12 protein-coding genes are annotated in these 13551 nt (G+C 68.9%); 8 read left to right on the top strand and 4 right to left on the bottom strand.

Going from position 1 to position 13551, the window contains the following annotated elements; genetic code table 11:
• Positions 1-78: 78 nt before the first annotated feature.
• From mshB to QSK30_RS23575, 3 genes are read left to right on the top strand one after another with little or no spacing between them, the layout of a single operon-like run.
• Positions 79-954: an N-acetyl-1-D-myo-inositol-2-amino-2-deoxy-alpha-D-glucopyranoside deacetylase gene (mshB, locus tag QSK30_RS23585; protein ID WP_285505855.1), complete on the top strand. Its 876-nt coding sequence runs from the start codon at positions 79-81 to the stop codon at positions 952-954.
• Positions 951-1355 (top strand): hypothetical protein, encoded by a 405-nt coding sequence (locus QSK30_RS23580; protein WP_285505854.1) that lies wholly within the window; start codon positions 951-953, stop codon positions 1353-1355. Before mshB ends, QSK30_RS23580 begins: the two co-directional genes overlap by 4 nt.
• Complete coding sequence (locus QSK30_RS23575; RefSeq protein WP_285505853.1) at positions 1348-2172, top strand: hypothetical protein; 825 nt, start codon at positions 1348-1350, stop codon at positions 2170-2172. Before QSK30_RS23580 ends, QSK30_RS23575 begins: the two co-directional genes overlap by 8 nt.
• Here the strand turns inward: QSK30_RS23575 and QSK30_RS23570 are convergent.
• The gene (locus QSK30_RS23570; protein WP_502871874.1) at positions 2157-2981 is read right to left on the bottom strand and encodes a GNAT family N-acetyltransferase; all 825 of its coding nucleotides are present in this window, start codon (positions 2979-2981) and stop codon (positions 2157-2159) included. The genes QSK30_RS23575 and QSK30_RS23570 overlap by 16 nt on opposite strands.
• A gap of 45 nt (positions 2982-3026) precedes the next feature.
• Between QSK30_RS23570 and fdxA the strand changes: the two genes are divergently transcribed.
• Together fdxA and dapC are read left to right on the top strand one after the other, a co-directional pair.
• Positions 3027-3347 (top strand): ferredoxin, encoded by a 321-nt coding sequence (gene fdxA / locus QSK30_RS23565; protein WP_285505851.1) that lies wholly within the window; start codon positions 3027-3029, stop codon positions 3345-3347.
• Positions 3344-4450, top strand: coding sequence for a succinyldiaminopimelate transaminase (gene dapC / locus QSK30_RS23560; RefSeq protein ID WP_285505850.1), 1107 nt, complete (start codon positions 3344-3346; stop codon positions 4448-4450). The genes fdxA and dapC overlap by 4 nt, the downstream gene beginning before the upstream one ends.
• Positions 4451-4486: 36 nt before the next feature.
• On the opposite strand, the gene QSK30_RS23555 is transcribed toward dapC, so the two are convergent.
• From QSK30_RS23555 to QSK30_RS23545, 3 genes are all read right to left on the bottom strand, one after another.
• Positions 4487-4951: an SET domain-containing protein-lysine N-methyltransferase gene (locus QSK30_RS23555; protein WP_285505849.1), complete on the bottom strand. Its 465-nt coding sequence runs from the start codon at positions 4949-4951 to the stop codon at positions 4487-4489.
• 129 nt (positions 4952-5080) lie between these two features.
• Complete coding sequence (locus QSK30_RS23550) at positions 5081-5443, bottom strand: HPF/RaiA family ribosome-associated protein (protein WP_285505848.1); 363 nt, start codon at positions 5441-5443, stop codon at positions 5081-5083.
• A gap of 150 nt (positions 5444-5593) precedes the next feature.
• Entirely contained in the window at positions 5594-5812 is a 219-nt protein-coding gene (locus tag QSK30_RS23545; RefSeq protein ID WP_285505847.1) for a hypothetical protein, read from the bottom strand.
• Positions 5813-6032: 220 nt separating this feature from the next.
• Between QSK30_RS23545 and QSK30_RS23540 the strand changes: the two genes are divergently transcribed.
• The 3 genes from QSK30_RS23540 (at position 6033) to pglW (ending at position 13538) form a co-directional block, all read left to right on the top strand.
• Positions 6033-7730 (top strand): DUF262 domain-containing protein, encoded by a 1698-nt coding sequence (locus QSK30_RS23540; protein ID WP_285505846.1) that lies wholly within the window; start codon positions 6033-6035, stop codon positions 7728-7730.
• Complete coding sequence (locus QSK30_RS23535; RefSeq protein WP_285505845.1) at positions 7714-8940, top strand: type II toxin-antitoxin system HipA family toxin; 1227 nt, start codon at positions 7714-7716, stop codon at positions 8938-8940. The genes QSK30_RS23540 and QSK30_RS23535 overlap by 17 nt, the downstream gene beginning before the upstream one ends.
• Before the next feature lie 254 nt (positions 8941-9194).
• A complete protein-coding gene (gene pglW / locus QSK30_RS23530; protein WP_285505844.1) occupies positions 9195-13538 on the top strand; it encodes a BREX system serine/threonine kinase PglW in 4344 nt (1447 codons plus the stop codon).
• Positions 13539-13551: the final 13 nt, after the last annotated feature.

The following is a 13551-nucleotide window of genomic DNA, read 5'->3' as shown; positions in this document are numbered from 1 at the left end:
TCATGGACCTGACGATGCCGGTGCGCGGCCTGGCCCGCGCACCGGCATCGCCCTACTCGTGCTTAGGCTGAACCCGAGATGCTGACAGCCCCACCACGACTGCTGCTCGTGCACGCCCACCCGGACGACGAGAGCCTCTGGACCGGCGGGACGATCGCCCGCTACGCCGCCGCCGGTGTCCAGGTGACCCTGGTCACCTGCACCCTGGGCGAGGAGGGCGAGATCATCCCCGACTCGCTGGCCCAGCTCGGCGCGGCCGCGGCCGACCAGCTCGGCGGCTACCGGGTGGGCGAGCTGCGCGCCGCGTGCGCCGCGCTCGGCGTCTCCGACCACCGCTACCTGGGCGGCATGGGCCGCTGGCGCGACTCCGGCATGGTCGACACCGCCGCCAACGCCCACCCGCGCGCGTTCGCCTCGGGTTCGCTCGCCGAGCAGACCGACGCGCTCGCCGCGATCCTGCACGACGTCCGCCCGCAGGTCGTGGTCACCTACGGCCCCGACGGCGGCTACGGCCACCCCGACCACATCCGCGCGCACGAGATCACCGCCGCCGCGGTCACGCGCGTCCCCGAGGTCGCCCGGCTCTACTACGCCGTGGTCTCCAAGCAGGCCGTCGAGGCGGGCGTCGCCGACCTCGCGCACACCGCCGGGCTGCCCTGGCGGCTGCCCACGCCGGGTGAGCTGCCGGTGGTCGACGACGGCGGGATCACCACCTCGGTCGCCATTGGCGACCACCTGCCCGCCAAGCTGCGGGCGCTGCGCGCGCACGCCACCCAGGTCACCGTCTGGCAGGGCCAGGACGGGCGGCACAGCTACGCGCTGTCCAACGGCATCGCCCAACCGGTGGTCGACCACGAGTACTACGTGCTCGCGGGCGAGCGCCCCGCGGAGTCGATCGAGTCGGACGTCTTCGGCGGCCTCGCCCCGGTCGAGCACGTGGGCGCTGACCGGTGACGCCCAGCGAGCGCCTGCGCTACGCCGGGCTGCTGGCGACGAGCGTGGCGCTCGCCCTGGTCGAGCTGTTCTACCTGCCGCTGCGCCTGGACGGGACGGTGCTGCCCAAGCTCGGCGACATCCAGTTCCCGATCACCGTGCTGCTCGCCGGTTTCACCCTCCCCTGGCTGGTGGTAAGAGCAGGGCGGATCAAGGCCAAGGCCGCCTTCGCGGGCGGACCGCTGTACGTGTGGCTCGCGACGCTGTTCGTCTTCGTCGTGGTCGGGCCCGGCGGGGACGTGGTCGTGATCGCGGACTGGCGCACGCTGCTGCTGCTCGCCGCCGGGGCGTTCCCGGCGACGGTCAAGATCGGCGACGTGCTGGCCCGCTCGTTGACCGCCGAGGAGGGCCAGGATGGCTGAGTCGATCACCGACCGGCAGGTGGTGACCGTGCTGCGCCCGTTCGTGCGGGCCACCACGCCGATGCTCGGCGCGCTGCGCACGTCCGACCCGTTCGGCCTGGTCCGGCGGGTGCTGCCGGCGCACGCGGACAAGTCGCCCGCCGAGACCGAGGACGCGGTCGAGCTGGCCAAGGTCGACCGGTCGCTGCGCGAGAAGCTGCTCGACGGGCTGGAGAGCGTCAAGGTCCCGGGCACCACGGCGTGGAACTCGATGAGCGTCGCCGCCCGGGACGACTGGTGGGTCAACCGGGTCGGCCGGTTCACCGTGCTGCTGGCCTCGGTGCCCGGCCTCGGCGGCGCGCTCGCCGACCGGCTGCCGATCCAGGACACGCTGGCCACCGCGGGTCAGGGCCTCGTGCTCTCCGCGCTGGCCGCCGAGCACGGTGTCACCGACAACGCCGTTCGGGTGCAGTTGATCGCCAAGGTGCTCTTCGACCGCGACATCGACCTGCGGCTGGCCTCGGGCCACGGCGACGACCTCACCGACGAGCAGGAGGACGCCGCCACCGCGGAGCTGACGGCCGAGCTCGACGAGTCGGAGAAGCGGCACGGGAAGATCACCGTCAAGGCCGCGGGCCGCACGCTGCTGCGCTTCGGCCGCACCCTGTGGGGCCTGGGCGAGGAACTGGACAAGCGGCCGCAGGGTCGCTTCTACCACAAGGCGATCGGTGTGCTGCCGGTCGTCGGGATGGCCGCGGACTACTTCGGCGAGCGCAGCGCGTTGAAGCGCGCAGCCAAGAAGGGCCGCAAGTGGCTGGACGCTCACGGAGCCCAGTAGCGGTACCGGTGCGACTCCGCGTAACCGAGGTCTTGGTAGATCCCTAGCGCTACCTCGTTGTCCACGGACACCTGCAAGACCCTGTCGGTAGCGCCCTCTTGCGCTGCCCAGGTGTCCAGGTCCGAGAGCAGTTGACGGCCAAGACCCCGGCGGCGGTACTCCTGCCGTACTTCCAACACCGCGATGTGCAGCCAGGTACCGACCACGCATCCGCGCGCGACTCCCGCGATCTCACCGCCGCAAGCGATCGACGCGAACCCCACCTTCGGACCTCCGGTGAGGATCTGGCGCTGGTTCTCCGAAACCGGACCGCGCACCGCTACTTCGAGCCAGCCCGGCGGCGGATTGTCGTAGACGGTCGCCCCGCAGCCGTCAGCGCTAAGAGGCGCCGACAGCACTGCCGACTCTGCGCCTTTGGGGTGTGCCAGATTCACCGACCAACCCGCCTGCGACAGCACGCTCTCCCAGGGTGAACCAACGACGACCTGCGCGTACGGCCGGATCTCGTGCCGCCGCGCGAAGTGGATCACCTCGGCCAGCGCCGCCGGGCCGGGCAGACCAGGATCCCCGCTGGTCAGCGCACTGTTCGCGCGACCGGTGTAGCCTCCCGACGCGCGCAACCGCCACCCGCCGAGCGCGCGCTGGACCACTGGCGGCCACGCGTCCGCACACACCTGCTCCAGAACGTCAACACTGCCCACCCCCGGAGTCTGCCGACACCCCCTATCAGGCCGTACCGGTATGTGAGCTATGCGGCACCGGGTGCGTGCCCCCAGAGCGGACGGGCGATACTGGTGGCTGTCGCGCATCTTCCCGAGTGCGCGCCGAACACCATGAAGGAGCAGGAGAGCGCAGTGACCTACGTGATCGCCGAGCCCTGCGTCGATCTTCTCGACAAGGCCTGCATCGAGGAGTGCCCCGTCGACTGCATCTACGAGGGCGACCGGATGCTCTACATCCACCCCGACGAGTGCGTGGACTGCGGTGCCTGCGAACCGGTCTGCCCGGTGGAGGCCATCTACTACGAGGACGACGTCCCCGAGCAGTGGTCGGCCTACACCAAGGCCAACGTGGACTTCTTCAACGACCTCGGTTCGCCCGGTGGCGCGTCGAAGGCGGGCAAGGTCAGCGCCGACCCGGACTGGGTGAAGGCGCTCGACCCGCGGGGCGAATGACCTTCCCCGACCTGCCGGACTTCCCCTGGGACCTGTTGGCCGACCACGCCGCCCGGGCGCGCTCGCACCCGGGCGGCGTCGTCGACCTGTCGGTCGGCACCCCGGTCGACCCGGTGCCGCCGCTCGTCCAGGCGGCCTTGGGGGCGGCCGCGGAGATGCCGGGCTACCCCACCACGCACGGCATCCCGGAGCTGCGCGCCGCCGCGGTGGCGGCGCTGGAGCGGCGCCACGGTGTCGTCGGCATAGACCAGGACGCGGTCTTGCCGACGATCGGCTCCAAGGAGCTGGTGGCCTGGCTGCCGACGCTGCTGGGTGCCACGTCGCTGGTGATCCCGGAGCTGGCGTACCCGACCTACGAGGTCGGCGCCCGGCTGGCCAAGGCCACGCTGGTGCGCTCGGACGGGCTGGTGGCCCTCGGGCCAGCGGCGCCGTCGCTGATCTGGCTCAACTCGCCGTCGAACCCGACCGGGCGCGTGCTCCCCGTGGAACACCTGCGCAAGGTGGTCGAGTGGGCCCGCGAACGCGGCACCATCGTGGTGTCCGACGAGTGCTACCTGACGCTGGGCTGGGAGACCGCCCCGGTGTCGGTGCTGCACCCCTCGGTCAGCGGCGGGGACGTCACCGGGCTGCTGGCGGTGCACTCGCTGTCGAAGTCCTCGAGCCTGGCGGGCTACCGCGCGGGCTACGTGGTGGGCGACCCGGCGCTGGTCCGGGGCCTGCTGGAGGTGCGCAAGCACGCCGGGATGATCGTCCCCCGGCCGGTCCAGGCGGCGATGACCGCGGCGCTGGCCGACGACGCGCACGTGGCCGAGCAGAAGGCCCGTTTCGGGGCCCGGCGCGCGGTCCTGCGCCCGGCGCTGCTGGAGGCGGGGTTCCGGATCGACCACTCCGAGGCGGGGCTGTACCTGTGGGCCACCCGCGACGAGTCGGCGTGGGACACCGTGCGCTGGCTGGCCGAGCGGGGGATCCTGGCCGCTCCGGGGACGTTCTACGGTCCGACGGGCGATCGCCACGTCCGCATCGCGCTCACCGCCACCGACGAGCGGATCGACGCCGCCGTCGAGCGGCTGCGCGACCGCGACGCCCCGGTGCCCGTCAGCTAGGTCCAGGCTGAGCGGGTCCGTGACCGCGCCGGGGTCCTAGCGGGGACTGGTCAACCTGGTGTCGATGTCGAGCAGGTACGGGGCGATGAACCCGGTGTAGTCGGTCTTGCGCTGGGCGGGCAGGTCTTTCCACCCGGTGATCAGGCCGCGGCAGTCGGGGTGACCGCACTGGCACGACTCGGTGAAGTGGTCGACCGTGTGGTTGCGCATCGCGTAGTCGAACGAGATCTGCTCGCCGGGCTCGATGTCGCGCCGGGCCACCAGGTCGTGCGCCCCGGTGAGGTTGACGCTGATCCCGCAGTTGGGCTCGCACGAGTGGTTGACCTTGGAGCTGAGCCCGCCGTGCAGCACGAACCGGTGCTCACCGATCTGGGAGGCGTGCGAGTGGTTGGCGGCGAGCTCGGCCTCGATGTGCCCCCGCACCACCACCTCCCGGAACCGGAAGTGCCGGACGGCCCGTACGCCGTCACCCATGCCCGCGGTGCTCAGTAGTAGTTCCACGCCGTCGTTATGCAATTTTGTGTGCGCCTCTCAGTGGAGGCCCAGCGGTGCGGATGGTCCTGCCGCCGGGTCGTCGCAGGCGCAGTGTCGCACACGCGCGGGACCCGGCGAACAGCCCAGCGACCCCCCTCAGACCAGCCCGGTGTCCGCCGCCATCCGCCGGATGGTCTCGGCGCCCTTGTGGTTGGCGGCCTTGGTGAACTTGCTGTCGAGCAGGTGCGCGAGCTTGTGCGCCGCCCCGGTGAACGCGTCCTCCACCGACCCGGCGTGGTGGGTGACCGCCACCGGCGCCGCCCCAGCCCCCCGAGCCTCCATGACGCAGCGCTTGTCCTCGCCCACCTCGCGATCGGCGTTCTCGTCACTGAGGTGCACCTCGACCCGGGTGAGCCGGTCGCCGAACCGCTCCAGGGCCGAGGAGACCTCGGCCTCGACGTGCTCGACCAGCTTCGCGCTGCCGTGGATGTTGTGATCGGTGTTGACCAGGATCTGCATGCCAGCCACCGTACGTCCACCCGCCCGCCGCTGCCTGTCGACGATCTTCACCCCGGCGCCGCACGACCCGTACACGGTGCGTTGTGCCTGGTGAGTGGGGGTCACATCAATTCTATGGAAACGTCAACGGGCTGCATTGTCCCTTGTGGACTAGGCCGGTAGTTCTGGGCCGACCTCGACAGCCGCGGGCAGGCGGGTGTCGAGGTCGTGCGCGCGGGAATCCTTGACGCCCAAGGCTTCCGCGCTGAAGTGCACCTCGACCCTGGTCAACCACCGCTCGAACCGCGACTGGCCGGAGTCCGGCTCGGGCGTGGCGGGCGGGGCCTGCCGTTCGCCGTCGTCGTGGTCGGTGTTGACCTGGATCCGCATGTGCGCCCTCCAACGATCTTCAACGATGCAGTGGATCACGCACGCTACGCGCGGGCACTCCGGTCGGCCTGTTGAGCGGCTCCGCCCCGTCGGGCGCGAGTCGCTGTATCGGCGAACCGCGTGGCGGTCGGTGGCGGCAGCCGCCGGTGGCCGACAATGTAGCTGGAGGTGACGTCGTGGATCTGCACAGCTGGGTCAACTGGAAGGTGAGGACGACCTGATGAGCGCCGGCCTGGACACCAAGCCCAACGCCGTCACCTTCGACCTGGAGGACTTGGTCGAGCAGGCTTGGGTCGGTCACATCCGGATCCCGCACTTCCAGCGCCCGTTCAGATGGGGACGGGACGATGTGGCCAGGCTGTTCGACAGTGTCCTGAAGGGGTATCCGATCGGCAGCGTGCTGTTGTGGCTGAGATCGGCTCCTGCTCAGCGCCTCGTGTTGGGTAACCTGCACATCGACGCGCCGAAAGTCGAGCGCGCGTTGTGGGTTGTCGACGGCCAGCAGCGCATCACGAGTCTGGCCAATGCCCTGCATCCGAAAGCGGCCACTGATCCCAAGTTCGCGCTCGGGTACGACCTGGAGAACAAGGCTTTCAATCGCCTCACCACGGCCGCTGATCCAGCCGTGGTCCCGCTTCCGGTGCTCTTCGACTTGGAGCGGCTCATCGAGTGGTTTCACGATCGGCCCGAGATGGCTCCACAGCTCAAGCACGCTACGTCCGTCGCCAGGACGATTCGCCAGTTCAAGGTGCCCGCCTACCAGGTCGAGCAGAACGACGTGGCGGTCTTGCAAGACATCTTCGACCGTCTGAACAACTATGGCAAACGGCTGAGTAAAGCTGAGATCTTCACCGCGCTCAACGCGGGCGCTGAGGACACCGCAGATGGAAAGCTAACCATTCCGCTCATCGCCGAAAATGTCAGTGCGGAACGCGCCTTTGGAGTCTTGGATGGGGACTCCATCCTCAAGGCGATTCTCGCTCGTCGAAATTCGGACGTGTTGCGTGACATTCGAAACGAATTCGCTGGCCGGGCTGGTATCGAGTTTCCCGATGAGGATCGCGACACCGCCTACGAGCGAGCTCAGGACGCTCTGTTGCTCGCGGTCGAGTTCCTCCAGGAGCACGCATATGTCCCGCACGTCGCGATGCTGCCGTACCGCAACTTGCTGATCGTGCTCGCTAGGTTCTTCGCACATCACCCGGACCCTGGCCACCACAATCTACGGTTGCTGCGCCGATGGTTCTGGCGCGCTGCGGTCATCGGTCCGGAGAGGTTCAAGGGTGGAACCACAGGTGCGATCCGGGCTTTGTGCGCCGCGGTCATTCCCGGAGCGGTGACCGCGTCTCTGGCTGGGATGCTCGCGTTGGTCGACTCGACCGCACATCCCATCCCGGACCTGCGCCGGTTCCGAGCGAACGAGGCGCGGACGAAGATCACTCTGTGTGCTTGGTGGTATGCGGAACCGCGCTCAGTGGAGACCGGGGATGTGTTCGACCAAGCGGCACTGGCAGATTGCCTCACGGACGCCTGGACCGCGTCCGGGGCCGTACGCAGTGTAATTGTGCGGCGCGACACCCCGGAGGAGCTGCGGCAGTACGCGGCGAACCGCGTGCTGATGCCGCCGCTGTTGACCGCTGACAGTGAGGTTGCCCCAATCTTGTTGGCGCCACCGGACGGCTTGGTTGGACATGAATTGGACAAAGTGCTCGACTCGCACGCCCTGAGCAACCAGATGTTGGCGATGTTGCGCGTTGGGAACTACCGCGAGTTCCTGATCGAGCGACATGGCCTGCTACGTGAGCGGTTGAGAATCTTCCTGGAACTCATGTGTGAGTGGGGCTTCGAAGACACTCCCGCGCTTTCTGAACTCGACCTCGACGACGAGTCGGAAGATCCCGATGACTTCGCCGCGTGAGGCCGCCTACGGCGTCTGGCTCTACGACGATCGAGTCGGCACGCTGAACCAGCGCGGGGACTACACCTGGTTCGAGTTCAGTGAAGACTATAGGCGGGACCCAGACCGCGCTGTTCTTGGATTGTGGTTCGAGGACAGACTGTTGCTGCGTCATGCCTCGCACATGCGCGTGCACCCGTGGTTTTCCAACCTGCTGCTGGAGGGGCGCCTGCGCGAGTGGATCGCCGACGGTAAGGGTGTTTCCGCGGACCGCGAGATGGAGCTGTTGGCCCAGGTCGGGCACGATCTTCCCGGTGCCGTTCGAGTGCTGCCTGCGGATACAGAGCCGGGAGAAACACCGGTAGCGGAAGCGATTTCCGCGGACAGGGGCAAACCGGGTGCACTTGAGTGGCGGTTTTCACTTGCGGGGGTGCAGCTCAAGTTCTCGATGCTCCAGCAAGGTGACCGGTTGACACTCCCCGCATTCGGCAGGGGCGGCGACTGGATCGTCAAGCTGCCCGATCGCCTGCATGCCGGGGTGCCGCACAACGAGTACGCGATGATGTCCCTCGCCGCGAAGGCGGGGATCGACGTACCGGACATCCGGCTTGTCCACCGCGACGAGCTGCCGGACCTGCCCGCCACCGCGTGGCCGGAATCAGAGTCGTGGGCCTTTGCGGTCCGGCGTTTCGATCGAGGTGCCGATCGCGGCCTCATCCACATCGAGGACTTGGCGCAGGTACGTGGCTTCTGGCCTGATGACAAGTACAACGGCACCTACGAGACAGCCGCCGCGCTCGTCTACCGGCGGCGTGACGTGGCGGCCCTGCGCGAGTTCGCCCGGAGGTTGGCCTTCGACGTCCTGATCACCAACGGTGACGCGCACCTGAAGAACTGGTCGCTCATCTACCGCGACCACCGCATCCCCACTCTCGCCCCGGCGTACGACCTGGTGTCCACCGAGGTGTACCGGGAGACCGGCGACCTGGAGACGCTTGGACTTCGGTTCAACGGGACCAAGCGCTTCGACCGTGTCTCCGTTGGTTCGTTCACCCGGTTGCAGGAGCGCCTGGGTGCCACGGGGGCGAGGCTGGACGAGGCGGTGGCCAACACGGTCCGGCGTGCGGTCTCCGCGTGGCCGGAGGTGGCGGACTCGATCGCGGGCCACCCTCACCTGGTCGACGGCATCGACCGGAGCATCCGCGCCCGCGCCGCGACACTGCTCGGATAGTGGGCACGACTGATCCGCAGGCGACGCGGTCCTGAGGGCCGACCTGAGCTAGGCCGTCGTACGCTCGTGGGTCGGACAACCACCCGATCGTGGACCGGCGAACGCGTTTCACCAACTCGACCAAGCTCGGGGTGACCTACCGGATGGCGTAACGTCACGGTGCGCGACCGCGACGTCTGGTTGGTCGGAAAACACCCGCTCGTAGCATGGTTGTCGCTGGAGGTGGCCTAGCAGGCGTGGGAGAGGGGATCGCAGTGTCGGAGAGTGCAGGCAAGCCCGTACCCAAGCCCGCGCCACCGCCGCGCAAGTCCCCGGTCAAACGCTGGTTCCAGGCCGAGGTCTCGGAGTACCCGTGGGAGCAGGCCGGGCTGGACCACGTCCGGGCCCAGCTGCCCGACGTCGAGCCGTTCCGCGCGTGGGCGACCTTCTCGTTCACCGCCAACTCGGGTCGGATCAACGAGTGCGACCTGTTCGTGGCGGTTCCGGCAGGGCTCTACCTGCTGGAGCTCAAGGGACACCCCGGCCACGTCGTCAACAGTGGCGAGACCTGGTCGTTCCGCGACCCGGACAGCGGCCGGGTGCGAACCCTGCGCAACCCGCTGCACCTCACCGACCGCAAGACCAAGGAGCTCAAGTCCAGGCTCGAGCAGGCGGCCCGTGCCGACGGCTACGGGTCCCGCGACCGCCGTTTCCCCTGGATCCAGCCCGCGGTGTTCCTCTCGGCGCCGAACTTGACCTCGGAGCTCGACCACGTGCAAGCCGCGCACGTGTATGGCCGCGACGGGCTCGACACCGGCCTGCCCGCCATCTGGGCCGATCTGCTCGGCAGGCCGCCGCAGCACGACTCGCACCGCATCACCGCCGAGTTCGCTCGTCTGCTGCCGAAGTGGCTGGAGAAGATCGGTGTCCGGGCGTCCACGGCGCACCTGGACTTCGCCGATGACTGGCGGATGCGGGACGACGTACTGGACGAGGGCCCGACCTGGCAGGACCGGCTGGCCCGGCGCACCAGTGGCCCGGTCAAGGAACAAGGTCGGGTCAGGCTCTACCTCACCGAGCGCCAAGCCACGCCGCAGCGGCAGCAGACCGTTGAGCGCGCCGCCCGCCGCGAGTACGAGGTGCTCCAGGGCATCACCCACCGCGGGATCGCACAAGCAGTGCAGATCCGCGACCACCAGAGTGGTCCCGCCATCCTGTTCCGGCACCGAGCGGAAGACCTCCGGCTCGACGACTACCTCGCCGCGCGGGCTGCCGACCTGACCCCGCAGATCAGGCTCGACCTGGTCCGACAGGTCGCCGAAGCCGTGCGCTACGCGCATGACCGTGCGCTCTACCACCGTGCGCTGGCTGCCCGTTCGATCTACGTCTCCCCGGGGGCGGCACCTGAGGCCGCCGAGATCCGGATCATCGACTGGCAGGCCGCAGCCCGTGACTTCGAGACCACGGGTCATACCTCGCTCAATGAACCGCTGACCAACGCCCACATCGAAGCCTCAGCACAGGTCTACCTGGCGCCGGAGTTCCAGGAGTTCGCCGACCCGGTCGCTCTCGACGTCTTCGGTGTCGGGGCGGTCGCGTACCTGATCCTCACCGGTCAGCCGCCTGCGGCGCTGCGCACCGAACTGACTGAGCGAGTGGCTCGGGACGGTGGTCTGCACCCCTCGGTGATCGCGGACGGGATAGTCGACTCACTGGACCACCTCGTCTTCGAGGCGACCCGCTCGGACTGGAACGAGCGGCTCCCCAGCGTCGAGGAGTTCCTGCACGGCCTCGACGAGATCGAGAAGGAACTGACCGAGCCGCTTCGATCGGCGCACGTCATCGATCCCCTGACCGCCACGCCCGGGCAGCTGATCGACGGTGACTGGATGGTCGACCGCGTGCTGGGCACCGGTGCGACCGCTCGTGCCCTGCTGGTCACCCAGCAGGGTGTTGACGACGACGGCGCCGACAGCGTCGAACGCAAGGTCCTCAAGATCGCTCTCGACGCCACGCGCAACGCTCGGCTGACGGCCGAAGCCCGCGCGTTGGAGCAGGTCGGCGGCGGGATCGTGGTGAAGCTGCTCGGCCCGCTCCGCGAACTGGGCGAGCGGATGCTGCTCGACCTGGAGTTCGTCGGCGAACAGTCGCTCGGCATGCAGTTGCGCGCCGAGGGCAGGCTGAGCTACCACGATCTCGAGCGGTTCGGTGGCGACCTGTTCACCGCGCTGGACCAGTTGGCGGGCAAGGGGATCCGGCACCGCGACATCAAGCCGGACAACCTCGGTGTGCTGCGCAGGGCAGACCGCTCCCGGCAGCTCAAGCTCTTCGACTTCTCCCTCGCCGGTGTGTCGGACAAGGACATCAAGGCCGGTACCCACCGCTACCTCGACCCGTTCCTGGGCGACCGGCGCAGGCCGGTCTTCGACGACCACGCCGAGTGGTACGCCGTCGCGGTGACGCTCTACCAGATGGCGGCCGGGGAGCTGCCCCGGTGGGGCGACGACATCGCCGACCCCAAGACCATCGACGACGAGACCCCCAAGATCGTCGACGAGCTGTTCGAGCCCGCGTTGCGCGAAGGCCTGTCGTCGTTCTTCCACCGAGCACTGCACCGCGATGTCAACCGGCGGTTCGACACGCTCAAGCAGATGGAGGAGGCGTGGCGAGGGGTCTTCCGGGTCGCGGATGCCACAGCGCCTGCCTCTTCCCCGGAGACCGATCACGGCTCGGACGAGTCGTTGGAGGAGCAGCGCGACACAGCCGCGCAGGCGGTCACCCCTGGCACACTTCTCGTTGCCGCAGGTCTGTCGCCCCGGGCGCAGTCCGTTGCCGCGACGCTGAACGCCTACACCGTGGGCGAACTGCTCGACGTGCCCCCCTACGAGATTCCGCGGGTTCGAGGTGCGGGCGCCTCGGTACGGCGTGAACTGAATCGCAGGCACAAACAGTGGACGACCATGCTGGGCGGCGGTCGCGGGCGGCAGGAAGTACCGAGTTCCACTGCCGCGATGAGTGTGGACGACATGGCTGCCCAGCTCTTGCCCGAGGCCAAGCGCAGGTCTAAGAAGACGGACGCGGTGCGGCTGACACTGGGGCTGCCCGCGGAGTCCGAAGGCGAGATCCCACCCACGTGGCCGACCCAGGCCGAGGTAGCCAACCGGCTGGGCGTCACCCAGGCGACCGTGTCCACCCACCACCGCGCGGCGGCCAAGGAGTGGGCGGGGACCGACTGGCTCGTGGGCGTGCGCGACGAACTGGTCGGGGTCCTAGAGTCCCGTGGTCGGGTGTGCACCGTGGACGAGTTGGCGGTCGCCATCCGCGTCCGCCACGGCGCCTCCGACGCGGCTCGCGAACTCGTCATGGCGCGAGCCTTGGCCGTGGTCCGAGCCGCGGTGGAAGCGGAGACCGCAGCCGAGGTCAAAGCGAACGCCGACGAGGTGTCCGATCCCCGACTGGCGGTACTGCGCCGAGCGGGTCGGGTGCTGGTCGCCTTGGAATCACTGCACGGTACCGACGTACCTAGCGCTCAGGAGATGGCGGATTACGCCGTCGCGCTCGGCAAGCGCGCGGATCAGTTGGTCGCCGACCAAGACTCGTTGCCAGGTGCGGTGGCCGTGGTTCGGGAACTGCGTGCGGTCGCGCCGCCCGAAGGACTGCCCGCGCTCGCCGACACCAGGCTGGTCGGCCTCGCGGCCCGGATGTCGAAGAACGCGGCCGGGTCGCCGAGGTTGGAGCTCTACCCCCGAGAGCTGGACTTGGCCCGCGCGCTTCGCCTGTCCCAGGCTGCCGCTGGTGTCCGACGTGATCCCGGCATCAGTCCACACGACCTGATCGCCAAGGTGCGAGCCAGGTTCCCGGATCTGAACGTGCCCAGCAGGCTAACCCACGTGGTGCTGGGGGACGCACTGCGCGCCGCCGGGTTCGAACTGGAGTACGACACGGTGTTGCGAGTCTTCCGCGCTCCCGCGCCGGAAGTACCCCGCTCTTCATCATCGCAGTTCAGCAATACCAGCTTGTCCATCATGAGCACCGAGCTGGGTGACGCGTCCTACCGCAAACTCGCGCTGGCCGTCGAACGCGGCGGATTCCGCGCGCTAACCCTGCACGGCCGCCACCTGCCTGGTCTCGCGGCGACCCTGGCGCAGGTCTACGAGGTGTCCCCGGTGGACTTCAACACCCTGTTCCTGACCGAGTTCCGTGCCTTGGCGGCCGAGCAGGGAACTGACTGGGAGAAGGTGCTCACCATCGACGCCCGGTTCACCGAGACCGGTCGCCTCAGCCAGGGCTTGCGGTCCTACGTGGACCACACATGGCAGCGAGTGGAATCCGCGCTGCTCGCCCGCGCGGCCGAGCGCCAGGTCCTGCTCGTGCACGATGCGGGCCTGCTGGCCAGGTACTTCGAGGCAGGCGGCCGGGAACTGCTGGTCCGTCTGCAGAAAGCGGCGCGACGCGCACCCGACCGGCCGCACGGCCTGTGGCTGCTGTGCCCCGGCGAAGCGGCAAACACCACTCCCCGCCTGGACGGTCGGATCGTCGAGATCGAGGACACCGCCGAGCAGGTGGTGCTTGGTCGCGGGTTCATGGATCAGCTCAAGAGCGCGACATCGGCCGCATAGCGGTCGGAGAGGG

It is taken from the genome of Actinokineospora sp. NBRC 105648 (assembly GCF_030269645.1).
Taxonomy (GTDB): domain Bacteria; phylum Actinomycetota; class Actinomycetes; order Mycobacteriales; family Pseudonocardiaceae; genus Actinokineospora.
This window is presented reverse-complemented; position numbering and strand designations above follow the sequence as displayed.

Excerpts from the sequence above, each read along its gene's own strand:
- QSK30_RS23540 (WP_285505846.1), top strand. The coding sequence starts at position 6,033 with ATGAGCGCCGGCCTGGACACCAAGCCCAACGCCGTCACCTTCGACCTG.
- QSK30_RS23535 (WP_285505845.1), top strand. The coding sequence starts at position 7,714 with ATGACTTCGCCGCGTGAGGCCGCCTACGGCGTCTGGCTCTACGACGAT.
- QSK30_RS23575 (WP_285505853.1), top strand. The coding sequence starts at position 1,348 with ATGGCTGAGTCGATCACCGACCGGCAGGTGGTGACCGTGCTGCGCCCG.
- QSK30_RS23550 (WP_285505848.1), bottom strand. The coding sequence starts at position 5,443 with ATGCAGATCCTGGTCAACACCGATCACAACATCCACGGCAGCGCGAAG.
- QSK30_RS23570 (WP_502871874.1), bottom strand. The coding sequence starts at position 2,981 with ATGCGCGACAGCCACCAGTATCGCCCGTCCGCTCTGGGGGCACGCACC.
- mshB (WP_285505855.1), top strand. The coding sequence starts at position 79 with ATGCTGACAGCCCCACCACGACTGCTGCTCGTGCACGCCCACCCGGAC.
- QSK30_RS23545 (WP_285505847.1), bottom strand. The coding sequence starts at position 5,812 with ATGCGGATCCAGGTCAACACCGACCACGACGACGGCGAACGGCAGGCC.
- dapC (WP_285505850.1), top strand. The coding sequence starts at position 3,344 with ATGACCTTCCCCGACCTGCCGGACTTCCCCTGGGACCTGTTGGCCGAC.